The 26,956-nt window shown below is 61.8% G+C and carries 21 protein-coding genes and 1 pseudogene; 10 read left to right on the plus strand and 12 right to left on the minus strand.

All coding sequences use genetic code 11. From position 1 onward, the window contains the following. Positions 1-418: pseudogene (locus GR198_RS35480) on the minus strand (hypothetical protein); the annotation flags it as partial. Between the two features lie 341 nt (positions 419-759). Continuing rightward, the gene (locus GR198_RS35485) at positions 760-1,083 is read right to left on the minus strand and encodes a hypothetical protein (protein WP_029873433.1); all 324 of its coding nucleotides are present in this window, start codon (positions 1,081-1,083) and stop codon (positions 760-762) included. 542 nt (positions 1,084-1,625) lie between these two features. Here GR198_RS35485 and GR198_RS22750 point away from each other — a divergent pair. The 4 genes from GR198_RS22750 to fhuB all read left to right on the plus strand — a co-directional run bounded on the left by GR198_RS22750 (position 1,626) and on the right by fhuB (position 6,014). Further along, positions 1,626-1,772, plus strand: a complete 147-nt coding sequence (locus GR198_RS22750; RefSeq protein WP_080658219.1) for a DUF1127 domain-containing protein — start codon at positions 1,626-1,628, stop codon at positions 1,770-1,772. A 585-nt stretch (positions 1,773-2,357) separates the two neighbouring features. Then, a complete protein-coding gene (locus GR198_RS22755) occupies positions 2,358-3,152 on the plus strand; it encodes an ABC transporter ATP-binding protein (RefSeq protein ID WP_029873434.1) in 795 nt (264 codons plus the stop codon). 13 nt (positions 3,153-3,165) lie between these two features. Further along, a complete protein-coding gene (locus GR198_RS22760; RefSeq protein ID WP_029873435.1) occupies positions 3,166-4,044 on the plus strand; it encodes an iron-siderophore ABC transporter substrate-binding protein in 879 nt (292 codons plus the stop codon). After that, on the plus strand, positions 4,044-6,014 hold the full coding sequence (gene fhuB / locus GR198_RS22765; RefSeq protein ID WP_029873436.1) for a Fe(3+)-hydroxamate ABC transporter permease FhuB: 1,971 nt from the start codon (positions 4,044-4,046) through the stop codon (positions 6,012-6,014). The genes GR198_RS22760 and fhuB overlap by 1 nt, the downstream gene beginning before the upstream one ends. 226 nt (positions 6,015-6,240) lie before the next feature. Here the strand turns inward: fhuB and GR198_RS22770 are convergent, their stop codons facing one another. The 9 genes from GR198_RS22770 to GR198_RS22810 form a co-directional block, all read right to left on the minus strand. Further along, positions 6,241-8,379, minus strand: coding sequence for a TonB-dependent siderophore receptor (locus GR198_RS22770; protein WP_029873437.1), 2,139 nt, complete (start codon positions 8,377-8,379; stop codon positions 6,241-6,243). Between the two features lie 291 nt (positions 8,380-8,670). Beyond that, positions 8,671-9,552 (minus strand): alpha/beta hydrolase, encoded by an 882-nt coding sequence (locus GR198_RS22775; RefSeq protein WP_029873438.1) that lies wholly within the window; start codon positions 9,550-9,552, stop codon positions 8,671-8,673. Between the two features lie 350 nt (positions 9,553-9,902). Then, positions 9,903-11,300: a dihydrolipoyl dehydrogenase gene (gene lpdA, locus GR198_RS22780; protein WP_029873439.1), complete on the minus strand. Its 1,398-nt coding sequence runs from the start codon at positions 11,298-11,300 to the stop codon at positions 9,903-9,905. A gap of 5 nt (positions 11,301-11,305) precedes the next feature. Further along, positions 11,306-12,535 (minus strand): dihydrolipoamide acetyltransferase family protein, encoded by a 1,230-nt coding sequence (locus GR198_RS22785; RefSeq protein ID WP_029873440.1) that lies wholly within the window; start codon positions 12,533-12,535, stop codon positions 11,306-11,308. A gap of 3 nt (positions 12,536-12,538) precedes the next feature. Beyond that, entirely contained in the window at positions 12,539-13,552 is a 1,014-nt protein-coding gene (locus GR198_RS22790; protein ID WP_029873441.1) for an alpha-ketoacid dehydrogenase subunit beta, read from the minus strand. A gap of 1 nt (position 13,553) precedes the next feature. Beyond that, positions 13,554-14,786 carry a thiamine pyrophosphate-dependent enzyme gene (locus GR198_RS22795; RefSeq protein WP_029873442.1) on the minus strand — a complete coding sequence of 411 codons (1,233 nt, stop codon included), beginning with the start codon at positions 14,784-14,786 and terminating at the stop codon, positions 13,554-13,556. A gap of 65 nt (positions 14,787-14,851) precedes the next feature. Beyond that, entirely contained in the window at positions 14,852-15,979 is a 1,128-nt protein-coding gene (locus GR198_RS22800) for an acyl-CoA dehydrogenase family protein (RefSeq protein WP_029873443.1), read from the minus strand. Continuing rightward, complete coding sequence (locus tag GR198_RS22805) at positions 15,976-17,184, minus strand: acetyl-CoA C-acyltransferase (protein WP_164069604.1); 1,209 nt, start codon at positions 17,182-17,184, stop codon at positions 15,976-15,978. The genes GR198_RS22800 and GR198_RS22805 overlap by 4 nt, the downstream gene beginning before the upstream one ends. A 23-nt stretch (positions 17,185-17,207) precedes the next feature. After that, complete coding sequence (locus GR198_RS22810; RefSeq protein ID WP_164069605.1) at positions 17,208-17,975, minus strand: 3-hydroxyacyl-CoA dehydrogenase; 768 nt, start codon at positions 17,973-17,975, stop codon at positions 17,208-17,210. Positions 17,976-18,108: 133 nt separating this feature from the next. On the opposite strand from GR198_RS22810, the gene GR198_RS22815 reads away from it, so the two are divergent. The 6 genes from GR198_RS22815 (at position 18,109) to GR198_RS22840 (ending at position 25,423) form a co-directional block, all read left to right on the plus strand. Next, the gene (locus GR198_RS22815; RefSeq protein WP_164069606.1) at positions 18,109-19,131 is read left to right on the plus strand and encodes an AraC family transcriptional regulator; all 1,023 of its coding nucleotides are present in this window, start codon (positions 18,109-18,111) and stop codon (positions 19,129-19,131) included. A gap of 378 nt (positions 19,132-19,509) precedes the next feature. After that, positions 19,510-20,655 carry an isovaleryl-CoA dehydrogenase gene (locus GR198_RS22820; protein ID WP_164069607.1) on the plus strand — a complete coding sequence of 382 codons (1,146 nt, stop codon included), beginning with the start codon at positions 19,510-19,512 and terminating at the stop codon, positions 20,653-20,655. Beyond that, on the plus strand, positions 20,652-22,262 hold the full coding sequence (locus GR198_RS22825; protein WP_164069608.1) for a carboxyl transferase domain-containing protein: 1,611 nt from the start codon (positions 20,652-20,654) through the stop codon (positions 22,260-22,262). The genes GR198_RS22820 and GR198_RS22825 overlap by 4 nt, the downstream gene beginning before the upstream one ends. Positions 22,263-22,269: 7 nt before the next feature. Next, a complete protein-coding gene (locus tag GR198_RS22830; RefSeq protein WP_164069609.1) occupies positions 22,270-24,138 on the plus strand; it encodes an acetyl/propionyl/methylcrotonyl-CoA carboxylase subunit alpha in 1,869 nt (622 codons plus the stop codon). Continuing rightward, positions 24,138-24,590, plus strand: coding sequence for a MaoC family dehydratase (locus GR198_RS22835; protein WP_164069610.1), 453 nt, complete (start codon positions 24,138-24,140; stop codon positions 24,588-24,590). The genes GR198_RS22830 and GR198_RS22835 overlap by 1 nt, the downstream gene beginning before the upstream one ends. After that, on the plus strand, positions 24,587-25,423 hold the full coding sequence (locus GR198_RS22840) for an HpcH/HpaI aldolase/citrate lyase family protein (RefSeq protein ID WP_164069611.1): 837 nt from the start codon (positions 24,587-24,589) through the stop codon (positions 25,421-25,423). The genes GR198_RS22835 and GR198_RS22840 overlap by 4 nt, the downstream gene beginning before the upstream one ends. 17 nt (positions 25,424-25,440) lie before the next feature. Here the strand turns inward: GR198_RS22840 and GR198_RS22845 are convergent, their stop codons facing one another. Next, on the minus strand, positions 25,441-26,892 hold the full coding sequence (locus GR198_RS22845) for an efflux transporter outer membrane subunit (protein ID WP_164069612.1): 1,452 nt from the start codon (positions 26,890-26,892) through the stop codon (positions 25,441-25,443). Positions 26,893-26,956: the final 64 nt, after the last annotated feature.

Below are 26,956 nucleotides of genomic sequence, written 5' to 3' on the forward strand. Positions count from 1 at the left end.
CTCCTATTGTGGGCAATGCCGCGTCGACAAAACCATGCGCGCCGCCACCGCCACCGCCACCACCGCCATTGACAGCACCGACTGTGCCGACCGCCCCGACCGCTCCCGCGCTGGCGGCGCCTGCGCCGCCCAAACCGCCCGAGCTTGGAGTTGAGTCGCCACCAGTGCCACCCATGCCCCCGCTGGTTCCGGCGCCGCCGCCACCGCCGCCAGCACCACCGAAGCTGTTGTCGGTGCCATCGCCTCCGGGGCCGCCTGCTGTACCATTGTTGCTGGCGCCGGCCGTTCCACCCGGACCACCGGCGTTCCCGCCTGCACCAGCTTCGGCCCACACGGCCGTTGCCGTCAGAGCGCCGACCAGCGTTATCGACGAGACCGTCATCAGCAGCCTGGTGGTCAGCGATTTCACCAGAGCCATAGATGTCGTAATCCCAGCCGAGTGGTCAGGAACAACCTTCCCCGCATGCGCTGGAGATTTGGGAATCCGTCCGACTTCAGGCCGGAATGGACGTGACGCGGCGATCGCAAGAACTCCGCACGCCGTGACCTCGGCAGCGTTTCGATTGGCACAGCTGATATATTTGTCGATGGCGCCTGACTCCTTAAATGGGAAGGTCGAGCCTCGATTGTGGAAGTGTGATTGTCAGACCCGTACGAACTAGCCGCGACAACCGTCAGCATAAATTGGTGCCACCTGGATCCCAAAAAATGCAGAAAGTTCTAGAGGGAAATGAAATCCACGAAGCGAGCGAGATGTAGTCATAAAGTCAGGTGGATCGTCGGCAGAAATGCGTAAGCCGAACCATCCATCTGAATGAAGCGGTCAAACGGACTTTCGGTACCTCCCTGGACAAGCGACGTTCCGGGCTTGCCGTCCCCGCCGAAGAGGCCGACCTCGACTGTCGAACCGCCTTCTTTGCTTGCCACAACCGATCCGAGGCCCGCCTCGAGAAAATGGACGAAGCCGATTTGGTGATGCGCCGTCTCAAGCTGGTGAAGTCTGAGCTGAGTTCTCTCCAGATTTGGTGCAAGCAGGCGCCGATCGTCAGGAGCGAGAGCAGATAACAAATGTTTGTTGGACAAACTCCGATTCTGGCAGGTGATCGCGCTCTCCAGGGGCGAAAAGCACGATGATCTTCCAAACGTCAGCGCCCTTGCGTGGCTGCCGTCGCATATGAGGATGCGCTTAAATATTGCGCCATGCAACAACTTTTGTGAGAAATCTTGAAAGTATGCGACTTATCGTTGTCTGTTGACTTTCATGTTTTGGACTGGACCGCCCAGCACGGCGAGGTGATTGACCTGCTGTCACCGTCGGCCACCAAAGCTATTGCGAAGCACCTTTTCTCGAAGTTCGAGTCGGCGAACCTCATCCTGGACTCACAGCGCGGAGTTTCGCCTCTGAAACGCCGATGCCAAAGATTGGCCACTGCTTGTGATCGCTTGGACTATAAAAAAGAGCATTTCCCGCGAAATCGAAAGATCATATGCGTTCTGTGCATAGGTGGGATGAGGGGTTATCGCTGTTTTAAACCGATTGAAACACCTATATTCCAATCATCGAAACGACGCCGAAACCAAGTAAGGTTGCTGACGTCAGGCAGCCCTCAGGAAAGGGGATTATCATGAACGTAGCACGCTCTTTCAACAACTGGCGCAAGTTCCGTCAGACCGTCACCGAACTCGGCCGCATGTCCAGCCGTGAACTTCAGGACCTCGGTATCGACCGCGCCGACATCCACAGCGTTGCCCGCGCATCGATCGCGCGCTAACCGCACAGCATTTAAGCTATAAGACTGCTCGATGCCGGCTGATGACGCGGGCGTTACCTTGCCCTGCAACTGCGGCCTCAATTGCGTGCGATGTGTGGCTGAACCTGATCCCTCTGAACAAAGAAAGCCCTCCCACCGAAGAGGCTCGCAATAGAGCTGGAGCGGGAGATCGACGCTGGTGCCGCCGCAGCGGCTGTCGCACAACGCCACGCTCGAATCGCCTTTCTGCAGGCGACGCCCCGCGGGCAGTTCCATAATTCAGCTTATGCCATTTTACACAATCTGTGATTGCTTAACCTTTCCATGGCTCGTCGCGAGAAATCCAGCAAACGACTGCTAAATAACGATAATATCAAAAATTTCTTCAAAAGGATACACGCATGAGAGGATTCTAAGCTTTCCTTGTTCCCTCTGTCGCTATAACGCGAGGTGGCACAGAAGCCGGCGTTGCTGGCCGAAAGCCGAGGCCGCCGCGCGAGACGACGAGGACCCAGGCGGAGGAATAACGAAAATAGTTGATTGCCGCTCTCATCTTTAGTACCGACCTATCACCCGGTTAAAGGATGTCACGTGGCTATACTCCCGATGCAAGATCTGCCTCGAACGGCTGAAACTTTTGTCGCCGAAAACATAGGTCTTCTGATAGAGCGGAACGAAATTCTCTGCGACGTCAGTCTTAAATTTCCGGCAGGAGAAGTTGTCGCGCTGGTCGGCCACAACGGCTCCGGCAAATCCAGTCTTCTCAAAATGTTAGCTCGCCAGCTTGTGCCGAGCACTGGGTCGATCTCTTACGGGAACCAGGATCTGAGGATGTATAGCGAACGCGCCTTTGCGCGTTCGGTCGCATATCTGCCCCAGGACATCACGACCGGATCGGAAATGACGGTCCGCGAGCTTGTAGGATGCGGTCGTTATCCGTGGCACGGAGCGCTCGGCAGGTTCACCAAAAACGATGAAGAGAAAGTCGAAGACGCCCTTCGAGCCACGCATATCGAGACGTTCGCCGACCGTATCATGGGAACACTGTCGGGTGGCGAGCGGCAACGGGCCTGGATTGCGATGCTGATCGCTCAGGACGCTCGCTGCCTGTTGCTCGACGAACCGACTGCGGCACTCGACGTTGCTCATCAGGTCGAGGTGCTCTCACTTGTGCGACGCTTGGCGCATGAGGGTGGAAGGAGTGTCGTCATCGTTCTCCACGACATCAACATGGCCGCCCGCTTCTGCGATCGGATCCATGCATTGAAACGCGGTCGCGTGGTTGCCAGCGGAATACCGAGCGCGATTCTCGCGCCGAACACGCTGCAAGAGATCTATGGGATCGACATGGATGTGATCTCCGCGCCCAACCTGCCCTACCCGCTCGCCTATGTTTGCTGAGGCCGGCCGATCAATGGGGGTTTCGCGGCGCACCTTTTTGCATCTCGCGGCGGCCTCGCTCATTCCAGCTCCGCTGTTTGCACAGTCGATGGCTCCAAGGATCGTCAGTCTCGACTACGGCCTTGCGTCCACTCTTTTATCCCTCGGATTGCCTCCGGTCGGGATTTCAGACCTCGCCGATTGGGACAGATGGGTTGTCGAGCCGCCTATGCCAAAATCCGTCGTCGATATCGGCAGTTCGTTCGAGGTCAATTTTGAAATTCTCGTCACGCTGAAGCCCGACATTATCTTGACCACACCCTACCTGGATGAGCTGTTGCCCAAGCTGCAGTCGGTGGCGAAAGTCGTTCGGCTGGAAATCTTTACGCCGGGCATTGGACCTATTCTTACCGCTGCCATCGCGGCGACGCGCAAATTGGCCGTTGAGCTTGGCCGGGAGAATGAAGCGGAGCAGTTCCTCGCGCGCGCCGACGTCTTCTTTGCGCAATGCCGCAGTCGCCTGGTGGGCAAGAACCTGCCGCCGGTCGCCCTGGTGAATTTCATGGATGCCCGCCATGCCCGCATCTACTCGAGTCCCGGACTGTTCCACAATGTGCTCGAGCGCATCGGTGTCCGGAACGCCTGGACCAGAGAGTCGAACTACTGGGGCTTTGAAACGATCGGCATTGAAGATCTCTCCAAGGTCACCGATCCGGATGCGCGTCTGATCGCCTTTGACCCAATTCCTCCGGACGTTCTTCCGAAGCTCGCTCAGAGCCCGCTGTGGAACAGGCTTTCGTTTGCGCGTCCAGGCCATCTGTCGATTCTGCCGCCAGCCCTGATGTTCGGGATGGTGAACGAGGCCATGCGCTTCGCGGGCCTTTTGACAGATCTTCTGGAAAAGGAAGCTTGATGTTATCCCGCCGCGACAATATCGGGCCAGCAATTGTCTTCCTCCTCCTGATGTGCGGTGGAGGCGTGGCATCGTGGTTTCTTGCTGCTCCCGCGCTGTCAGAAATGGCTCGACCGGATTACGATGTCACGCGAATGGTGTTCACCTATTCGACGCTTCCCCGTCTTGCGACGGCGCTGATTGCCGGAGCCGCGCTTGCCTTGTCCGGCGCGCTGTTTCAGCAAGTTTTGCGAAACCCGCTCGCAGATCCTACCACCCTTGGCGTGTCGGCCGGAGCAAACCTGGCGCTGGTGGTAACATCGCTGTTTCTTCCCGACTTGCTTGGCGCCGGCCGCGATCTTGTCGCTCTGATCGGCAGCGCGACCGCTGCCGCGATCGTCGTCAGCCTGGGGGCGCGCCGCGGTTTTTCGCCTTATTCGCTTGTTTTGTCGGGGCTGGTTCTCAGTCTTTGGTGCGGCGGCCTCGCTGCCATCCTGACCTATTTGAACCAGCGCTACCTCTCGAGCCTGTTCATCTGGGGCGCCGGCTCGCTGGCACAGCAAAGCTGGGTCATTCCCCTGTCGCTTCTTTGGAAGTTGGCTGTCATCGCCATCGGCTGCGCTTTCGTGATGAGACCGCTTTCGCTGCTCGATCTTGGCGAGAGCAGTTCCACGGCACTTGGCGTCAGATTGGTCCGCCTGCGTTTCGTTGTCGTCGCCCTTGCCGTCACGCTTGCTGCATTTGTCACGAGCGCCGTTGGGGTCATTGGTTTCATTGGACTGGTCGCGCCGACGATTGCGCGATTGTCCGGAGCACGGCGTCCCGCGCAGCTCATCCTCTGGTCTCCGCTGATCGGCGCCGGACTGCTGTTCTTCGCCGACTCCATCCTGCAACTCGTCGCCGGCGGACTTGGTGATTTCTTGCCGACGGGGGCGGTGACTGCCATCTTCGGTTCGCCGCTGCTTCTCGCGCTCCTGCCGCGGCTGAAGATCCGTCATAGACTACAGCAATCGCCGGCGTTCAGCCGGTCACGTCGATGGGATGGAAGCGCACCCGTCATCATCGCAGCCGCCGGCCTGCTCGTGCTGTTGATGGTCAGCGTTTTTGTCGGACGTGACGTCAATGGCGGCTGGGCTCTCGCTTCCGGCGAATTTTCGGTCGATGTCCTTGCAATCAGAATACCTAAAATCCTCGCCGCCCTGGCATCGGGCGCGATGCTTGCGGTCGCGGGCTCGATCCTTCAGCGGCTGACCGGAAACGAAATGGCAAGTCCCGAAGTTCTGGGAATCAGTGCCGGCGCGACCTTCGGTGTTGCGATTGCCCTGTTTGCCGTCGCTCCAGGATTTTCCGGGCAATTTGCATTTGCCGTGGCCGGCGCGATCAGCGTTCTTTTTGTCATCTTCGTCAGCTCCCGGCGATCGGCGTTCGCGCCTGAACGAGTCCTGCTGGCGGGCATTGCCTTAAGCGCGATGGTCGATGCCGTCGTCGGCGTGTTGAGTTCGACGGGAGATCCGAGAGCAGTTCTGCTGATGCGGTGGATGAGCGGGTCCACCTATCTGATCGAGGGATCGACCGCCGCAATTGAGGTCGTGCTCGGCGCCGTGCTGATTACCGTCTCGCTCGCAGCTCGCCGCTGGCTTGACATCCTTCCGCTTGGGCCGTCGCCTTCGGCGGCGGTCGGCATACCATTGGCGAAATCGCGATTTGCGCTTTTTGGCCTCGCAGGATTGTTGACGGCTGCCGCGACGCTCACGGTTGGCCCACTGTCATTCATAGGCCTCATGGGACCTCACCTTGCGCGGGAGGCGGGATTGGCACGCGCGCTGCCGCAAATGGTCGGCGCCGCTCTGATCGGAGGGGGGCTTATGGTTGCTGCCGATTTCGTCGGCCGCACGATCGTATCGCCCTACCAGATCCCGGCCGGTCTCGTTTCCGCGCTCATCGGAGCGCCGTTCTTGATGCTGATGATGCGGAAGCGCGGTGCCAGCTGAGGGTTGCACCCGCAGGGCCGTGGGTGTCATCGCGGTGATGAAAGTCCGCCATCAATAGGAGCGTTTTTGCTCCGTCAGCCAAGATCCGCAGACAAGCGGTCATCCACGACGCCGACAACGGCAGGGACACCGGCGCGATAGTTCGGCTTCTTCGTGGACAACTGCTTCTTTCGACGCTCAGATTGCGGGCGCCGCCTTGATCGGACAAAGGCGGCGCCCGCCACTTTTACCAGGAATACTTCAGCGTGCCGACGACCTTACGCCGATCGCCGTAGAACTCAGTTCCGTAATAGCTGGTGGCGAGATACTTATGGTCAAAGAGGTTCGTCGCATTGACGGCCAGCGTCACGTCCTCGGTCACCTTGTAGCTGACCGCGGCATCAACCAGCGTATAGCTGGCAAGCGACACCGTATTTGCATCGTCACCATAGGTTTGGCCGATATAGCGGACACCTCCCCCGATCGTCAGGTCACCGCGCCATCCATCTCCCGGAATCGTGTAATCGAGCCAGGCCGATGCCAGATGTTGCGGCACGCGGGAAGGCCGGTTACCGACATTGCCGCCTGTCCCGTCTTCGCGGATTTCAGCATCCCAATAGGAATAAGCAAGCGTCAGATTGAGCCTGTCGTTGATCGCGGCCTTCCCTTCAAGTTCGATGCCGCGCACACCAACCTTGCCGATCTGCTCCTGCACCAGAGGACTGACATAGCTCGGCACATTGGTTTGGGTGAGATCAAACAGCGCCAAAGTGAAGAGGCCATCAAACCCATCCGGCTGATATTTGAGGCCAACCTCGTATTGTTCACCCTGCTGTGGTTTCAACGATCCCCTCACAGCATAGCCGTTTGCGGTCTGCGCGACGAGCGGCTGGAAGCTTTCCGAATAGTTCGCATAAGCTGCGAGATTCGGCGTAAATTTATACGTCAGTCCGGCCCGCTTGGTGAAAGCTGACGCCGTGTCGTCGTCGCTTGTCCCGCTATCCAGGTAATCCGCAGTCGTGCGAACCTGGTCCCATCGCCCGCCCAGGGTAACGATCCATCGATCGTCGAACGTCAGTTGCTCCTGAGCATAGATCCCGAGCGCCTGCTGCTTGACGCGCCAGTTTACGTAGGGGCCAAGGTTAATGCAGGAAAGACCGCAATAGACCGGATTATCAATATCGATCGGCCCCGCCGTGCCGAACAGGATGTTTTCGCGCGTATTGTCACTGGTGTAATCGACGCCGACCAGCGTCTTGCTGTCGATCCCGTTCCATCCGATATCGTACTGCAGCTGATTGTCGAAGGCGTAGCGGTTGGACATGCCGTCGACCGAGAACGCCGTTCGATCGGCGGTCGGATCCAGCGATGCGCCATAGACTTCGGCATAGTCGAGCTCGAGATGCGTATAGCGGGCATTCGAGCGGAAAGTCAGGTTTTCATTGATCTCGTGCTCGAACTGATATCCGATGTCGACCTGCTCCGTATTGAAGCGATTGAAGTCCGGTTCGCCGAGGAAAGTGTCGATATCGATATTTGCGCCGGTCGGAACGCCCCGCGCGCCCGTTCCATCGCGTTTATAATAATCGGTCAGAATGGTGAGCGAGGTGCCCTCTTCCGGCTTGATCGTCAGTGCCGGTGCAATGTAGGTGCGGTCGTCGTTCGAATAATCCAAGCCTTGGTCACCGTCCTTGGCAAGTCCGGTAAGCCGGTAGGTCCAAACGCCATCGGCATCGATCGGGCCGCCGAAATCCGCACCCACTTCCTTGGTACCATCCCCATAAGACGTGTAAACTTCGCCATGCTTCTCATCCAAGGGACGTTTGGTGATCGCATTGACGAGTCCTCCCGGCCCGTTAAGGCCAAAGAGGGTCGACGTAGATCCTTTCAGGACCTCGACGCGCTGAAGACCATAGGGTTCGAGGCGGCTGGCCGTGAACCAGGCGGGAATACGCGCCGCCAGTCCATCCCGGTAGGTGCCGAGCGCCGTCTGATCAAAGCCGCGAATTCTTATATAATCGTAGCGATCGTCGTTCCCGAACTCATCCGAAAAGACGCCGGCGGTATAAGCGACCGCCTGCTGAAGATTGTCCACATGACGCTCTTCCAACTCTTTTTGTGTCACAACCGACACGGACGCCGGTACATCGACGACCGGAGTATCTGTTTTGGTGCCTGTGGCGGTATCCTTGGCAACGATGGTGCGATCAGGGCCAACCACACGATCCGATTTGCCGGTTATGACGATCGGGGCCAATTGCGTCGCCTCTTCCGCCGCATTGTCTTGTGCCCAGCCCACCGATCCGAACGACACTGTCATCAAAGCGCTGCTCGCAATCAATCGGCTTGTGAACACGCGCAACTTTCCCTGTAGTCCTACTGTCATATTATCCCCTGTCAGAGCATATCGAGCAGTGTGACGGCCGCCCCTCCGGCCACTGCAGCGAGTCCGTTTACTAAAACAGGAGAATTGGAGTCAACTTAATAATCACGCTTTTGTGACCATATTTGCTCCTGGTCGGGACCATGAGGTTTAGGGGCAACACGGAGAGAGAATGTAATCCTGAACGCCCCATCTGGCACCGACCTTGACGAGTGCACGCACGAGGATGTTTCGTCTCAAGGACGATCGTCTAACCGCCGGATCTATTCACCGATGAGGCCCTTGCAGAGAGCGTCACATGTCGGTCAAACTCTGGACGGCGAATGCGATGCCAACGGCACGATTCACAGCCGCCGCAAGAACGGACATGTGGGTCTCGCCGGCATAAAGCTCGAATTCGGTACGCAATCCGTCGGCAGTGCCGTTTAATCGCTCCGCCATCTCCCGCGCCAGGAGGACGGTCCGTTCCGTCTTCCTCTTCTCCAGGCGTGCAGTGGCATCTTCGTTCCGGTACTGAAAGGGCGCCAGCTCATCGCCTTCGTATTCTCCGGCGGACAAATGCAGGAAGGGTGCATTGCCCGGCGCGTCTTGACGCTGCGCCTCATTCTTGAGGATTTCACTGTTCTCCCAATAGATGGTTGGGCTGGCCGCAATCCAATTGGCAAACAGACCTGGGCGCTCGAACAGGGCATAAAGAGTAAAGAGGCCGCCGAAGGAATGTCCGAAAAGCGATCGGCGCATCGGATCCAGGATCACCATCTCTGCAATCCGCGGTATAAGCTCGTTTTCGATGAAATCCACCAGCTTGCCGGTCCCTCCGATGACAACCGGCGGACCGCCCTCAACGAACGGCGGATAGGATTTGACCGGCGGAGGCCCGAGGTCCCAAGACCGGCGGAGCGGATCATAGGGCTCGTCGGAGGGGTAGCCGATCGCCGCGATCACCCCCCAACCGACATTCGTTCCGGTGGGATAAGGTGCCTGCGTGACCAGGCTGGCGACCGCGAAGGGGAAAGTCGCGTTACCGTCGGTCATGACGAGAAGCGGCCATCCACCCGCCGGCGGCTTCTCCGCCGGAATGGAAAGGAATATGCGATAGGGCTCGCCGCCCGCAGCAGGAGCGAGATCGAAAAAACACGTTCCGGGCATCGAATAGACGCTGATAGGATTGATCATGAGAAAGTTTTCTGATGCTTGGGAGGATAGGGGAAGGGAAATTGCTGTCGGGGCGGTTCACCGGTGAATGTTTACAGAGGATCTAACCTCGTCCGGACATGATTTGGAGACCCGGAGCTATCGACCCGCATTTCGATCCCACAGATGGATTCACAGGGCCTCAATTCAATCATCTCCGAACACCGCTCAGCCGACGTCTGTTTCGCAATTTTCCCAAATTTGCAACCCCGAGCAGCAGCGTGAAGCACACGTCAGGGGTTTGGTAGAAGACAGCCGTTGGGATTGCAGAGCTATCGCTCCGCTCAAACGCGACGCCTTCCAGGATCGTCAGTATCCGGATCGGGTCTAACTCAAGTATGCAGAGCGCTTCCCAAAGCCTTTAGCGCCGCCTCCATCACCGCTTCGCTGCGGGTCGGATGCGCGTGGATGGTGCCGGCGATGTCTTCCAGGCGTGCACCCATCTCGATGGCCAGCGCAAAAGCTGCCGAGAGCTCGGAGACCCCGGCTCCCACCGCCTGCAGGCCGAGCACGAGATTGGTGTCGGCGCGGGCCACGACGCGCACGAAGCCTTCTTCGGACAGCATCGTCATCGCCCGCCCGTTGGCGCTGAACGGAAACTGGCCAGTGCGAATTTCATAGCCTTGCGCCTTCGCGTCTGCGGGCGACAGGCCGGCGCTGACGATCTCCGGATCGGTGAAGCAGATGGCGGGAATGCATCTTTTGTCCCAGGCCCGCTTCTTTCCGGCGATGATTTCCGCCACCATCTCCCCTTGCGCCATGGCCCGATGGGCGAGCATCGGCTCGCCGGTCACATCGCCGATCGCATAGATGCCGCGCATGGACGTGCGGCAACGATCGTCGATCCTCAGATAAGGGCCGGCACGATCGAGATCGAGCTCTTCGAGACCGGATCCTGCGGTTCTTGGGCGGCGGCCGACGGTGACGAGGATGCGGTCCGCAGGCAGGGTCTGCTGCCGGCCATCAGCCGTTTCGACGATCAGAGCCTCGCCATTGTCGGCAAGGCCGATCGCCTTGGCACCCGTCAACACCCGGATACCGCCTTCGGTCAGCTTGCGCATGACGGGCCGCACCAGCTCGACATCATATTGCGGCAGCACCTGTGGCGTCGCCTCGACGATCGTTACATCGGACCCCATTTTGGAAAAAGCCGTCCCGAGCTCCAGCCCGATATAACCGCCACCGACCACAACGAGCTTTTTCGGCAGCTCCGTCAGCGACAGCGCCTCTGTCGAGGACATGACGCGGCCGCCGAAAGGCAGATTCGTAAGCTCCACCGGATCCGAACCGGTGGCGATCACCACCGTCTCGGCGCGGATGATCTGCTGGCCGATTTCGGTCTCCACCTCCACCGTCTTGCCGTCGCGGAACCGGGCGCGGCCGTGGACGATCTTGACTCGTGCCTTCTGCAGCAGCCCCGAAACACCGCCTGTGAGCCGGCCGACGATCCCGTCCTTCCAGGCAATCGTCCTGCCGAGATCGATCGAGGCGCCTTCGACGCGGATGCCCATCGGGTTCTTGCCGGCAAGCATCTTTTGCGTCGCGTCGAATTCCTCCGCCGCATGGATCAACGCCTTGGAGGGAATGCAGCCGACCGTCAGGCAGGTGCCGCCCGGTTTGCCGGCCTCGACGATAACCGTATCGATGCCGAGCTGCCCGGCGCGAATGGCGCAGACATAACCGCCCGGACCGGCGCCGATGACGAGGAGCTTGCAGACGATCTCTTTCATGGATCTCAGCTTTCGATAAAAATGAGCGCCGGCGTTTCGAGCAGCGTGCGGATGCGCTGCACGAAGTTTGCCGCATCCCAGCCGTCGATGATGCGATGATCGAAGCTGGAGGAGAGGTTCATCATCTTGCGCGGCACGAACTGCGTGCCGTCCCAGACCGGTCGTGTGGCGATCTTATTGACGCCGACGATCGCCACTTCAGGATGATTGATGATGGGTGTCGAGACGATGCCGCCAAGCGCTCCGAGCGAGCTGATGGTGATGGTGGAGCCGGAAAGCTCATCACGTGTCGCAGTACCCGAGCGCGTCGCTTCCGCCAGCCGGTTCATCTCCGCGGCGCAATCCCAGATGCCGCGGGCTTCCGCGTGCCGCACCACCGGCACGGTCAGACCGGCCGGCGTCTGCGTGGCGATGCCGATATGCACGGCACCATAGCGCGTGATGATGCCGGCATCGTCGTCGAAAGTGGCGTTGACCTCAGGCTGCTCGGAAATAGCCTTGACCAGCGCCCGCATCAGGAAGGGCAGAACCGTCAGCTTCGGATGATCAGGCCTGCGATCGCCGTTCATCGTGGCGCGCAACTCCTCGAGCGCGGACATATCCACTTCCTCCACATAGGTGATGTGGGGGATGCGCGAGGCGGAAAGCACCATCTTCTCGGCGATGCGGCGGCGCAGGCCGGTCAGCTTGATCTCCTCGGTCGCTGTCTTCTTGGCAAAACCGTTCTTGACCGCCGCGGGAGCGGTACCAGGGGTCAGGAATTGCTCGATATCCTCGCGCAGGATACGCCCGGCCGGCCCTGTCCCCTGCACCTGCCTGAGATCGACACCGCTTTCCCTGGCGAAGAGCCGCACGGAGGGAGCGGCAAGCGGCTTTTCCGCCGGCGCCGCCGCAGGGGCTGGCGCTGCCGGAGCAGATTTTGCAATCTCGGTCCTGGGCGTTTCGGCAATCGGCGGCTGCGAGATCCCAATGGGCGGAGCCTCGCCGATCTCCCCCGCCGTCTCGATCCGCACCAGCGGGGCCTTGACCGCGATACGGTCTCCGACCTCACCCGCAAGCCAGGTGACGATGCCGTTGACGGGAGACGGAATTTCCACGGTGGCCTTGTCGGTCATGACGGCAGCGATCACCATGTCCTCGCGGACGGGATCTCCCGTCTTCACGTGCCATTCTACGATCTCGGCCTCGGCGACCCCTTCCCCGACATCGGGCATCTTGATGATGAATTCGCCCACGGCTCAGGCCTCCATGACTTCGGCAAGCGCCCGCCCGACACGGCCGGGACCGGGGAAATAGTCCCACTCCTGCGCATGCGGATAGGGCGTGTCCCAGCCGGCAACACGCACGACCGGCGCTTCGAGATGATAGAAGCAATGTTCCTGCACCAGCGCCGCGACTTCGGCGCCGAAGCCGGATGTCAGGGTTGCCTCATGCACGACGACGCAGCGTCCCGTCTTCGAGACCGATTTGACGATCGTATCGAGATCGAGCGGCAGCAGGCTTCTGAGATCGATCACCTCGGCATCGATGCCGGCATCCTCGGCTGCGGCAAGCGCCACATGCACCATGGTGCCGTAGGCAACCACCGTCACCGCCGATCCCACGCGCCGCACCTCTGCCTTGCCGATCGGGATGGTGTAATGGCCATCGGGCACCTCTCCGAGATCGTGTTTCGACCACGGCGTCACCGGTCGTTCGTGATGGCCGTCGAAGGGGCCGTTATAGAGCCGCTTCGGCTCCAGGAACATGACGGGGTCGGGATCCTCGATCGCCGCGATCAGCAAGCCTTTGGCGTCATAGGGATTGGAAGGCACGATCACCTTCAGCCCGCAGACATGGGTAAAAAGCGCCTCCGGGCTCTGGCTGTGCGTCTGGCCACCGAAGATACCGCCGCCGGTCGGCATGCGCACGACGATCGGGCAGGTGAAATCGCCGTTGGAACGGTAGCGGATGCGCGCCGCCTCCTGCGTCAGCTGGTCATAGGCCGGATACATGTAATCGGCGAACTGGATTTCGACACAGGGTTTCAGCCCATAGGCCGCCATGCCGATCGCCGTGCCGACGATGCCGGATTCGCTGATCGGCGTATCGAAACAGCGCGTTCTGCCGTATTTTGCCTGCAGGCCCTGCGTGCTGCGAAAGACGCCGCCGAAATAACCGACATCCTCGCCGAAAACGACGACATTGTCGTCACGTGCCATCGAGACGTCCATGGCGCTGCGCACGGCCTCGATCATCGTCATTCTGGCCATGTCAGTACCCCGCCTTCTGCCGCTGGCGGCGGATATGCGGCGGCATCTCGGCATAGACGCCCTCGAAAATGTCGCGCACCGAAGGCCTGCCGCCGGCATGCAGCGTGCCATGCGCCTCTGCCTGGCGCTGCGCCTCGATCACCTCGTCCATGATTTCGGCTTCGGCCTGCACATGCCGCTCCTCCGACCATGCGCCCTTGACGATCAGATGTTTCTTCAGTCGCAGCACGGGATCGCCGAGCGGCCAGGCCTCCGATTCCGTCTTGGGCCGATAGGCGCTCGGATCGTCGGAAGTCGAATGCGCGCCGACGCGATAGGTCACATATTCGATCAGCGTCGGGCCGAGATTGCGGCGCGCGCGCTCCGCCGCCCAGTGGGCGACGGCATGGACGGCGAGATAGTCGTTTCCGTCGACACGCAGCGCCGGAATACCGAAGCCAAGGCCGCGCGCCGCGAAGGTGCCGGAGCCGCCGCGGGCAATGCCCTGAAAGGTGGAGATCGCCCACTGATTGTTGACGATGTTGAGAATAACGGGCGCCTTGTAGGTCGAGGCGAAAACGAGCGCCGAGTGGAAATCTGATTCCGCCGTCGATCCGTCGCCGATCCAGGCCGCGGCAATGCGGCTGTCGTTCTTGATCGCCGAGGCCATCGCCCAGCCGACAGCCTGCACATATTGGGTGGCGAGATTGCCCGAGATGGTGAAGAAGCCGTGGTCCTTGGAGGAATACATGATCGGCAGTTGCCGGCCGCGCAGCGGATCGCTCTCGTTCGAGTAGATCTGGTTCATCATCTCGACCATCGGATAGTCGTCGGCAATCAGCAGACCTGCCTGGCGATAGGTCGGGAAATTCATGTCTCCCTTTTCGAGCGCCTTGCGGAAGGCGCAACTGACGGCTTCCTCGCCGAGATGCTGCATGTAGAAGGAGGTCTTGCCCTGCCGCTGCGCCATCAGCATGCGGGCGTCGAAGGCGCGCAGCTTCATCATGTTGCGAAGCCCGGTCAGCAACGCCTCATCGGAGAGCGACCCTGCCCAGGGACCGACCGCCTCACCCTCGCGGTTCAAAACGCGGATGATGGAATAGGCGAGGTCACGGATATCTTCGGATGCAACATCCACCTCCGGCCGCGGCACCGATCCGGCTTTGGCAATCTTGACGTTGGAAAAATCGGGCTGACCGCCGGGGCGAACGGCGGGTTCGGGAACATGCAGGCTCAACCGAGCGGAATCCACCATGCTATTTCTTTCCTCCCTTTGCCGGCCCTGCTCCCCTCCTCCGGAAGCAGGGCCGGATGTGGTTCTTAGAGATTGCGGGCGATCACCATGCGCTGCACGTCGCTCGTTCCTTCATAGATCTGGCAGATGCGCACATCGCGGTAGATGCGCTCGACCGGATAGTCAGCCATGTAGCCATAACCTCCATGGATCTGGATCGCGTCGGAACAGACGCGCTCGGCCATCTCGGAGGCAAAGAGCTTTGCCATCGAAGCTTCCGACAAGCAGGGCAGCCCGGCCTCCCTGAGGGAGGCGGCATGAAATACAAGCTGCCGCGCCGCCTCGATCCGCACCGCCATATCGGCAAGGCGGAAGGCAACGGCCTGATGCTCGACGATCGGCTTGCCGAAGGCCGTACGCTCCCGGGCATAGTCGCGCGCTGCCTCGAAGGCCGCCCGCGCCATGCCGACCGCCTGCGCCGCAATGCCGATCCGCCCGCCCTCGAGATTGGCGAGCGCAATGCGATAGCCCTCGCCTTCCGCACCGAGCCTGAGTTCTGTCGGGATGCGCATGCCGTTGAAGGCAATCTGGCAGGTATCGGAGGCATGCAGGCCGAGCTTTTCCTCGACGCGGATCACTTCATAGCCCGGCGTATCCGTCGGCACGATAAAGGCGGTAATGCCCTTCTTGCCGACATCGGGATCGGTGACGGCAAAGACGATGATGACATTGCCGTTCTTTCCCGAGGTGATGAATTGCTTGGAGCCTTCGAGCACGTAGTAATCGCCGTCACGCCGCGCCCGGGTCTTCAGGTTGGAGGCATCGGAACCGGCCTGCGGCTCGGTCAGCGCAAAGCCGCCAATCCATTCGCCGCTTGCCAGTTTCGGCAGGAAGCGCTGCCGTTGCTCCTCGGTCCCGAATTTCAGGATCGGCACGCAGCCGACCGAACTATGCACGCTCATGATCGTCGAACAGGGTCCGTCGCCGGCGGCAATCTCCTCGAGCGCGGCGGCATAGGCGACCACACCGGTATCCGACCCGCCATAGGCTTCCGGCACCAGCATGCCGAGCAGCCCGAGCTCGCCCATTTCCTTCAATTCCTCGCGCGGGAAGAGATGCTCCCGGTCGCGTTTGGCCGCCCCCGGCGCCAGCCGGTCGCGGGCAAAGTCGCGGGCGAGATCTGAGATCTGCTGCTGGAGGTCGGAAAGGATCATCTATCCCGCCCTCCCCGCTCGTGCCGCTCGATGGCGACAGCCGTGGCCTCGCCGCCGCCGATGCAGAGCGCGGCCATGCCGCGCTTCAGGTCGTATCGCTCCAGTGCTGCAAGCAGCGTCACCAGAATCCGGGCGCCCGAGGCGCCGATCGGATGGCCGAGCGCGCAGGCGCCGCCATGCACATTCACTTTTTCATGCGGCAGGTTGAGATCGCGCATCGCCGCCATGGCAACGACGGCGAAAGCCTCGTTGATTTCGAACAGATCGACCTCCGACAGCGGCAGGCCGGTGCGATCGGACAGCTTCTGCAGCGCGCCGATCGGCGCCGTGGCGAAAAGATTGGGTGCCTGCGAATGCGTGGCATGGCCGAGGATGGTGGCGAGCGGCTTGAGGCCGCGGCGCTCCGCCTCGGAACGGCGCATCAGCACCAGGGCTGCCGCGCCATCGGAGATCGAGCTGGAATTGGCGGCGGTCACCGTGCCGCCGTCGCGGAAGGCCGGCTTCAGCGTCGGAATCTTGTCGAGCTTCGCCTTGCCGGGCTGTTCGTCGCGGCTCGCCACCTGCTCGGCTTTGCCTGATTTTACCGTGACGGGCACGATCTCGCTTTCGAAACAGCCTTCCGCAATCGCCTTCTGCGCCCGCGTCAGCGAGTCAATGGCGTAGTTGTCCTGCGCCTCGCGTGTGAACTGATAGGCCTCGGCGCAATCTTCCGCGAAGCTGCCCATCAAGCGCCCCTTGTCATAAGCATCCTCCAGCCCGTCGAGGAACATATGATCCACGACACGCCCATGGCCGAGCCTGTAGCCGCCACGGGCCTTGTCAAGGAGATAGGGCGCATTCGTCATGCTTTCCATGCCGCCCGCGACCGCCACGGAGGCGCTGCCGGCGGCGATCAGATCATGCGCCATCATCACGGCCTTCATGCCCGAGCCGCACATCTTGTTGACGGTGCTCGCCGCGGTCGCGAAAGGCAGGCCGGCGTGGATCGCCGCCTGGCGCGCCGGCGCCTGTCCCTGCCCCGCCGGCAGCACACAGCCGAAGACGACCTCCTCGATCGCCTCAGCCTCGACACGGCTCCGCTGCAGCGCCGCGCGGATCGCCGTTGCTCCCAGTTCCGGCGCCGTCGCCTCCTTCAGCTCTCCCTGAAAGCTGCCGATCGGGGTGCGCGCCGCACCGACGATGACGATGGGATCCTGCAATGTCATGTTTCCTCCTCTGGGCAACGCGCTCAGCGCGCGCCCATCCGCAATGCGCCGTCGAGGCGGATGACCTCGCCGTTCAGCATGTTGTTTTCAAAGATATGACGCACCAGCCCGGCAAATTCCGCCGGTCGGCCGAGCCGCGGCGGAAAGGGCACGCTCTTGCCGAGTGCTGCCTGAACCTCGGCCGGCATATCGGCCATCATCGGCGTCTCGAAAATGCCGGGTGCAATCGACACGACGCGAATGCCGTGACGGGCAAGCTCGCGGGCAATCGGCAACGTCATCGCCGCTACCCCGCCCTTGGAGGCGGCATAGGCTGCCTGACCGATCTGACCATCGAAGGCGGCAACCGAGGCCGTATTGACAATGACGCCACGTTCGCCTTCCGCATCCGGCTCGGTAGCCTGGATCGCTGCGGCGGCCAGCCGGATCATGTTGAACGTGCCGATGAGATTGATGCCGACCGTGCGCGCAAAACTCTCCAGCCGGTGCGGTCCGTCGCGGCCGATCACCTTTTCGGCCGGCGCCACGCCCGCGCAATTCACCAATCCGCGCAGGCTGCCGAAGGCTTCGACGGCAGCGGCTACCACCGCCGCCCCCTCATCGCCATCGGTCACATCGGCCTTGACGAAGCGGGCATCGCTTCCGAATTCCCGGGCAAGCTCTTCGCCCGCTTGCATATTGAGATCGGCAATCGTCACGCGCCCGCCGGCCTCCACAAGCGCGCGCACTGTTGCCGCACCCAAGCCGGAGCCGCCGCCGGTCACGATGAAACTTGCACCTCGGATCAGCATGAATCTGTTCCTCCCTACCGGCGGCGCCTCCTCCAAGCGCAACCGACGGATACGATTCTATTCGCTCCACCTATTGCAAGCGATGACATAACTGCTCCATTATTTCGGCCAGTTTTGCTATAGCGGGGATAGAATGGCCGAGATCGAACGACGCATGATCGCGCCGGGCTTCGTGGAGGAGGCACTCGACAGCCTGCGGCGGCTCGGCAAGCCGACGGCGCCGATCCTTGCCCGCGTCGGCCTGGCATCCCCGGTCGATCAGCCGGTTTCGGCAGAGACCTATGGCGCGCTCTGGCTGGCGATCGCCGCCGAACTCGACGATGAATTCTTCGGCATGGGCGCACGGCCGATGCGCAGCGGCAGCTTCACGCTGCTCTGCCACTCTGTGCTGCATGCGCCGACGCTGGGTCGAGCGCTCCGCCGGGCGCTGCGCTTCCTCGATGTCGTGCTCGACGACCCCCGAGGACGGCTCGTCATCCGCGACGGGCTGGCCGAGATCGAGCTCAGCGATGCCGGCGGCCCGCGTTCGGCCTTCGCCTACCGCACCTATTGGATCATCCTGCACGGCATCATCTGCTGGCTGGTCGGCCGGCGCATTCCGATCCGGCTCGTCGATTTCCGCTGCGCGGAACCCAAACAAGGGGCCGACTACCGGCTCTTCTTCGGCGCCCCGGTGCGTTTCTCGCAAGCCATCAGCCGGCTCGGCTTCGACAGCGCCTTGCTCGACCTGCCAGTGGCGCGCAGCGAACAGGCGCTCAAACAGTTCCTGCGCGGCGCGCCCGCCAATATTCTGGTGCGCTACCGCTATGATGCCGGCATCGCCGCCGCCGTCCGCCGTCGCCTGAATCTGGCCACGCCGGCTGCCTGGTCGAACTTCGCCAAGCTTGCCGCCGATATGCGCATGCCGCCCTCCACGCTCCGCCACCGCCTGCGCGACGAGGGACAAAGCTATGCCGCCATCAAGGACGACATCCGCCGCGACCTCGCCGTCGAACTGCTGCTGAACACGCCGAAGACCATCGGCGAGATTGCCGTGCAGCTCGGCTATTCAGAGCCGAGCGCCTTCTTCCGGGCCTTCCGGAAATGGATGGGCAAGAGCCCCGAGGTCTTTCGGCGGGAGGAAGCAGGGTCACGAACGGTAGGCCGAGATCCATAGTTATCAGCCCGGTACAGACCCCACGCTGCTATTTGGCGCTGGTCGCTCAACACACTCCTTAATGCCTATGCTTATCACAAGCATGAGGAGTGGAGAGGGCGTGCCGTGGCCGCCCCCCTCTGCCCTGCCGGGCATCTCCCCCACAGGTGGGGAGATTGGCTGGGCGCGATGGCTTCCCCAAACAATGAGCGTCACAGCCCGACGAAACGGTAGAGGTACGGGAAAGCCAAGCCACTTGTGTTCTCCCCACCTGTGGGGGAGATGCCCGGCAGGGCAGAGGGGCTCCTCTCCGCATAAACTGACTTGGTGAGGGGGCCATGGGCGTGCCTATTTGAACCCGCCGCAACCCGCGCTACATATTTCAACGGGAGGAGTGCCATGTTTGATTTTTCGCTCGGCGAAACTGCGGACGCGATCCGTGAAACGACGGCGCGGTTTGCCGCCGATCATATTGCTCCGCTGGCTGCGGAGATCGACGAGAGCAACACGTTTCCGCGCCAGCTGTGGCCTGAGATGGGCGCGCTCGGCCTGCATGGGATCACCGTCGAGGAAGAATTCGGCGGCGCCGGTCTTGGTTATCTCGATCATGTCGTCGCCATGGAAGAGGTTTCGCGCGCCTCGGCCTCCGTGGGGCTCAGTTACGGCGCCCATTCCAATCTCTGCGTCAACCAGATCCGCCGCTGGGCCTCGCCGGAGCAGAAACACCGCTATCTGCCGAAGCTGATCTCCGGCGAACATGTCGGTTCGCTTGCCATGTCGGAGGTCGGCGCCGGTTCCGATGTCGTCTCCATGCGATTGCGTGCCGAGAAAAAGGGCGACCGTTATATTCTGAACGGCACCAAGTTCTGGATCACCAATGCGCCGCATGCCGACGTGCTGGTCGTTTATGCCAAGACCGATCCCGCAGCCGGCACGAAAGGCATTTCCGCCTTGATCATCGAGAAAGGCCTGCCCGGCTTCAGCGTCTCCAAGAAACTCTCCAAACTCGGAATGCGCGGCAGCGACACGGCCGAACTGGTCTTCGAGGATTGCGCGGTGCCGGCCGAGGCGCTGATGGGCCGGGAGGGAGAAGGCGTGAAGATCCTGATGTCCGGCCTCGACTATGAGCGCGCCGTGCTTGCCGCCGGACCGCTCGGCATCATGCAGGCCTGCCTCGATGTCGTGCTGCCCTATGTGCGTGATCGCAAACAGTTCGGCAGAGCGATCGGCGATTTCCAGCTGATGCAGGGCAAGATCGCCGATATGTATGTCGCGCTGAATTCGGCGCGCGCCTATGTCTATTCCGTCGCTCGCGCCTGCGATGCCGGGCGCGCGACGCGCACCGATGCCGCTGCTGCGATCCTCTTTGCCAGCGAGAATGCCGTGAAGGTCTCGCTGGAAGCGATCCAGGCGCTCGGCGGCGCCGGCTATACCAAGGAATGGCCGGTCGAGCGCTTTTTGCGCGACGCCAAGCTTTACGATATCGGCGCCGGCACCAATGAGATCCGCCGCTACCTGATCGGCCGGGAGCTCATTGCGTCATGACGGTAATTTCGACTGCGATCGACCGCGACAGCGACAGCTTCAAGGCCAATGCCAGCAAGAACAAAGCCCTGATCGAGGAGCTCCACAATCGTTCGGCGAAAGCCCGCGAGGGCGGATCGCAAACAGCGCGCGAGCGCCATACCGGCAAGGGCAAGCTCCTGCCGCGCGATCGCATCCAGCTGCTCATCGATGCCGGCAGCCCGTTCCTGGAGATCGGCACGCTGGCGGCCAACGGCATGTATGATGACGAGGCGCCCGGCGCCGGCATCATATCAGGCATCGGCCGCGTTTCCGGCCGCGAGGTGATGATTGTCGCCAATGACGCGACGGTGAAGGGCGGCGCCTATTTCCCGATGACGGTGAAGAAACATCTGCGGGCGCAGGAGATCGCCATGCAGAACCGGTTGCCCTGTCTCTATCTGGTCGATAGCGGCGGCGCCAATCTTCCGCATCAGGCCGAAGTCTTTCCAGATCGCGACCATTTCGGCGCAATCTTCTACAACCAGGCCCAGATGTCGGCCGAGGGAATCCCACAGATCGCCTGCGTGATGGGAAGCTGCACCGCCGGCGGCGCCTATGTGCCCGCCATGTCCGACGAAACGGTCATCGTGCGCAATCAGGGCACGATCTTCCTTGCCGGCCCGCCGCTGGTGAAGGCCGCGACCGGCGAGATCATCTCGGCCGAAGAGCTCGGCGGCGCCGAAACCCATGGCCGCCGCTCCGGCGTCGTCGATCATGTCGCCGAGAACGACGAACATGCGCTGCTGCTCGTCCGCGATATCGCAGCCAGTCTCAACAGCGTGAAATCAGTCGATATCGACCTCCAGCCGCCGCGGCCGCCGAAACTCGATCCCGAGGATCTCTGCGGCCTCATCCCGGAGGATGTGCGCTCGCCCTATGATGTGCGCGAGGTCATCGGCCGGATCGTCGATGGCTCCGAACTGCATGAGTTCAAGCCGCTCTACGGCACCACGCTGGTCTGCGGCTTCGCCCGCATCTGGGGCATGCCCGTCGCCGTCATCGCCAATAATGGCGTGCTGTTTTCCGAAAGCGCGCTGAAGGGCGCGCATTTCATCGAGCTCACCTGCCAGCGCCGCGTGCCTCTGCTGTTTCTGCAGAATATCTCCGGCTTCATGGTCGGCGGCCGTTATGAGGCCGGCGGCATCGCCAAGGATGGGGCAAAGCTGGTGACGGCGGTGGCAACCGCGAGCGTGCCGAAGGTCACGGTCATCATCGGCGGCAGCTTCGGCGCCGGCAATTACGGCATGTGCGGCCGCGCCTATCGCCCGCGCTTCCTCTTCACCTGGCCGAACAGCCGCATCAGTGTGATGGGCGGCGAACAGGCGGCCTCGGTGCTCGCCACGATCCGCCGAGACTCCATGGAGGCGCGCGGTGAGAATTGGCCTATAGAAGAGGAGGAGGCCTTCATGGCGCCGATCCGCGCCGGCTACGAGGCCGAGGGCAATCCCTATTATGCAACGGCTCGCCTCTGGGACGACGGCATCATCGATCCGCGCCAGACCCGGGATGTGCTGGGCCTTGCCTTTTCCGCCTGCCTGAATGCGCCGATCCCGAAAGGGCCGCGCTTCGGCCTGTTCAGGATGTGAGGCGCCGATGATGGAGAGTCTTCTCATTGCCAACAGGGGCGAAATCGCCCGCCGCATCATCCGCTCGGCCAAGATGCTCGGCATCCGCACCATCGCCGTCTATTCCGAAGCCGATGCCGGCCTGCCCTTCGTAAGGGAGGCGGACGAGGCGATTGCCATCGGCCCGGCGCCGGCACGCGAGAGCTATCTCTCTCAGACCCGCATCCTCGATGCCGCCCGCAAGAGCGGCGCCGCTGCGATCCACCCCGGCTACGGTTTCCTTTCGGAAAATGCCGGATTTGCCGAAGCGGTGGAAAAGGCCGGCATCATCTGGGTCGGCGCCCCCCCGGCCGCCATCCGGGCAATGGGGCTCAAGGACGCAGCCAAGGAATTGATGCAGGCATCAGGCGTGCCCGTGACCCCCGGCTATATGGGCGCGGACCAGAGCGAAGAGAGGCTGACGGCCGAGGCTGATATCATTGGTTATCCCGTACTCATCAAGGCGGTCGCCGGTGGCGGCGGCAAGGGCATGCGCCGCGTCGAACGCCCGCAGGATTTCGCCGAACTTCTCGCCTCCTGCCGCCGTGAGGCGGCGGCCGCCTTCGGCGACGACCGCGTTCTGATCGAACGTTATATCGCCAATCCGCGCCATATCGAGGTGCAGGTTTTCGCCGATAAGCTCGGCAATTGCGTTCATCTCTTCGAGCGCGATTGTTCGCTGCAGCGCCGTCACCAGAAGGTCATCGAGGAGGCCCCTGCCCCCGGTCTCGATGCCGCCACGCGGGCAGTGATCTGCGATGCGGCGGTGAAAGCCGCAAGAGCGGTGAATTACGTCGGCGCTGGCACCATCGAATTCATCGCCGATGCCTCGGAAGGCCTTCGCGAAGATCGCATCTGGTTCATGGAGATGAACACCCGCCTGCAGGTGGAACACCCGGTCACCGAGGCAATTACTGGCGAGGATCTGGTGCTCTGGCAGCTCAAGGTCGCCGCCGGCGAGCCGCTGCCGAAAATGCAGGACGAAATCGCCATGAACGGCTGGGCCTTCGAAGCCCGGCTCTATGCCGAAAATCCTGCCGCCGGCTATCTGCCCTCGACAGGCCGGCTCGACCATCTGCGCCTACCTGACACAATCCGCGTCGATAGCGGCGTCGATCAAGGAGATGAGATCACCGCCTTCTACGATCCGATGATAGCCAAGATCGTCGCCCATGGGCCGAACCGCGAGGCCGCACTTTCGAAGCTCGCAGCCGCCTGCGCCGGCATCGAGGTCTGGCCGGTCAAATCCAATGCCGGCCTGCTTGCCCGCATCGCCGTCGACCCGGATTTTTGCGCAGCTCGGATCGATACCGGCTTTCTCGACCGTCATGACGACAGGCTTGTGGCGACGGAGCCGAGCGAAACGGCAATCGATAGCGCGGCCACCGTGCTGCTTTCAAAAAATACCGATGGTGATCCCTGGACCGCGCTGACCGGGTTCCGCATCGCCGGCGCGGATGACAGGAGGGTGCGCATCCGTATCGGCGATCACCTCCATTGGGGGCAATCACGTCCAGAGCTTGAGGCAAATACCGTCACGATCGGTGAAACCACGGTGCTTTTCGACGCCGGGAATGCCTGGCCGATCAGCCTGCCCGTCGCCAGCGAAGTCGAGGCAAGTCAGGGTGCCGGCGATGGCGCCATCCTTTCGCCCATGCCCGGCCTCGTCATTTCGGTGGATGTCGCCGAAGGCGATCGTGTCGCCAAGGGGGACCGCCTGCTGACAGTCGAAGCGATGAAAATGGAACATTCTCTGCGTGCGCCCTTCGACGGCATCGTCGAAAAGCTGCAGGTTTCCTGGGGGATCAGGGTCTCGGAAAACCAGCTGGTCGTCAGCATTGTGAAGGAGCAGGATTGATGGCCGGTCGTTATTTCGACGAGTGGACGGTCGGCGACCGCATCGCCCACGACATCCGCCGCACGGTCACCGAGACCGACAATCTGCTGTTCACGGCGCTCTCCCACAATCCGCAGCCGCTGCATCTCGATGCCGACTATGCGGCCGGCACCGAATTCGGCCGGATCGTCGTCAACGGCACCTTCACCTTTGCCCTCACCGTCGGCCTTTCGGTCGGCGACACCACGCTCGGCACGCTCGTCACCAATCTCGGCTATGACAAGGTGACGATGCCAAAGCCGGTCTTCATCGGCGATACCCTGCGGGTGGAAACTGAGGTGATGGAGTTGCGTCGCTCGAACTCCCGCCCCGATGCCGGCATCGTCACCTTCCGGCATATCACCCTGAACCAGCGCGGCGAGATCGTCTGCCAATGCTTGCGCACGGCAATGCTGAAGGTGAAGCCGTCATGAGGCTGCGCTCGCTGCTCTTTGCGCCCGGTGACCGGCCGGAGCGTTTCGAAAAAGCGCTCGCTTCGGGCGCCGATGCCGTCATTCTCGACCTGGAGGATTCGGTTGCGCCCGCAAACAAACCGAAAGCGCGGGAGAGCGTACACGAGTTCGTCTTGCATCATGCCGGCGAGACCCCTCTCCTGATCCGCATCAATCCCCTCGCCTCGCAAGAATTCGAAGACGACGTCGCCGCTTTGAGCGGCCTTCATCCTTTCGCGCTCATGTTGCCGAAAGCCGAAGGGGCCGCTTCGGTGCTGAAACTCGCAGGCTCTCTCGCATCGGCTATCCCAATCTTGCCGATTGCGACTGAAACGCCATCCGCCATCTTCGAGATCGGCAGCTACCGGGACGTCGCAACCAGCCTCTGCGGCCTGACCTGGGGGGCTGAGGATCTGCCGGCCGCCATGGGGGCTGCGACCGCGCGGCGGACGGACGGCCGTTATACGCCCCCTTACGAGCTTGCCCGTTCGCTGGTGCTGTTTGGCGCCCATGCTGCCGCCGTTCCGGCGATCGACACCGTCTATCCCGATTTCCACGATCTCAACGGTCTCAGGGCCTATGTCGGCCGCGCCCGGCGCGACGGCTTTTCCGGCATGATGGCCATCCATCCGAGTCAGGTCGAAGTGATCAATCACGCCTTCACGCCGGATCCGTCAGAGATCGCCTGGGCCGAGAAAGTCGCCGCCGCCTTCGCCGCCAGGCCCGACGCGGGCGTTGTCCAGCTTGACGGGCGCATGCTGGATTTGCCGCATCTCAAGCTCGCGACCCGCATTCTCGATGTGGCCGGGCGATAGAGCAAATGCTCCGCCTATCAGCCCGCCTTTGCGGTGTGCTTGGAGGCGGCGTTCTCTCGGCTGAGATAGCCGGCACCGATGGCGACGTAGAGATCCACATAGTCCTTGGCAACCTGTTGCACGGTGGCGGCAAGGCTTTCCTGGGCATCGGAGACCGACCGCTGCGCGTCCAGGACATCGAGCAATGACGAGGCGCCATCCTTGTAGCTCGTGGTCGAAAGCGCAAGCGCCTCCTGCGCCGTCTGCACCTGTCTGCGCAACGGTTCCAGCGTCTGCGTGTCACGGCGAACGGCCGATAGTGCGTTTTCCACCTCTTCGACCCCGTTCAGCACCGCCGCTTTCCAGGCGAGATACTGGGTTCTGGCATCGGATTTTTCGATATCGACATTCGCCCGCAATTTGCCGCCATCAAAGATCGGCAGGTTGAGCGTCGGTCCGAAGGACCAGCTGGTCAGGGTTCCGCCGCTGGCGCCTGATGATTTGACCCAGCTCGGCGAGATCGAACCGGAGAGCGAGATCGACGGGTAGAGCTGGGCTTCGGCAGCGCCGATATCGGCAACAGCCGCCGCCAGCTCGCGTTCGGCCTTGCGGATATCGGGACGGTTGCGGATGAGGTCGGCCGGAATGCCGGCGCGAATGTCGCCGTGGAAGACCGGCTGGCCGGCGCTTTTCTGCAGTTCATCCATCAGCGAGGCCGCCGGCATCCCAAGCAGAGTGGCAATGTGATGGGCCGATTCGGCGAAACTCTGTTCGAGGCCAGGAATGTCGGACTTTGTCGACTGTACCAGGCCCTCAGCCTGAACGACGTCGAGGCGTGAGGCCGCACCTGCCTTGAGCTGCAGCTGCGTGAGTTCGTAAGTCTGTTGGCGGGATTTCAAATTCGCCCGCGAAAGCGCGATGCGCTGCTGATAATAGCGGGCGTCGACATAACTGGAGACGAGGTCCTTCAGAAAGGTGAGCTTGGCATCGTCGGCCGTTGCATAGGCGGCCCCAAGCGAGGCGATTGCACTTTCTTTGGAGCGACGGTACTGGCCGAAGAGATCCAGCAGCCAGGAAAGGCTGGCCTCGCCGCCTGTCGTATTCGTGGTGCCGATCGTCGTACGCTCAGAACCCTTCTCGCCGGATACCGTGTGCGATGCGCCGACATCGAGGCTCGGCAGGCCACCGGCACCGGCAACCGTGACATTGGCGGAAGCCGAGTTGATGCTCTCGAGCGCCTGCAGCACATCAAGGTTCTCGCTGAGGCCATGAGCCACCAGGCCGTCGAGCTGCTTGTCACGATAGGCCGTCCACCAATGCACCGTCACGACATCGCCGTTGCTCTTGGTCCCGCCCTCTTGGAATTTAGCGGGAAGCGGCATCTGTGGAGGAATGTGATCCGGGCCGCTGACGCAGCCCGCCAGCAGAAGCGTGACTGCCGATGCGGCGTAGCGGAGGGATGATATTCTTGTGCAGAGCGACGGACTCACGGGCGAGCTTTCTGAACCGGGATCGTAGGTTCAGGCTTAGCGGCGCCAACGTTAATGGCGGTAA

The sequence above is a fragment of the Rhizobium leguminosarum genome (assembly GCF_010668065.1).
Classification (GTDB): domain Bacteria; phylum Pseudomonadota; class Alphaproteobacteria; order Rhizobiales; family Rhizobiaceae; genus Rhizobium; species Rhizobium leguminosarum_S.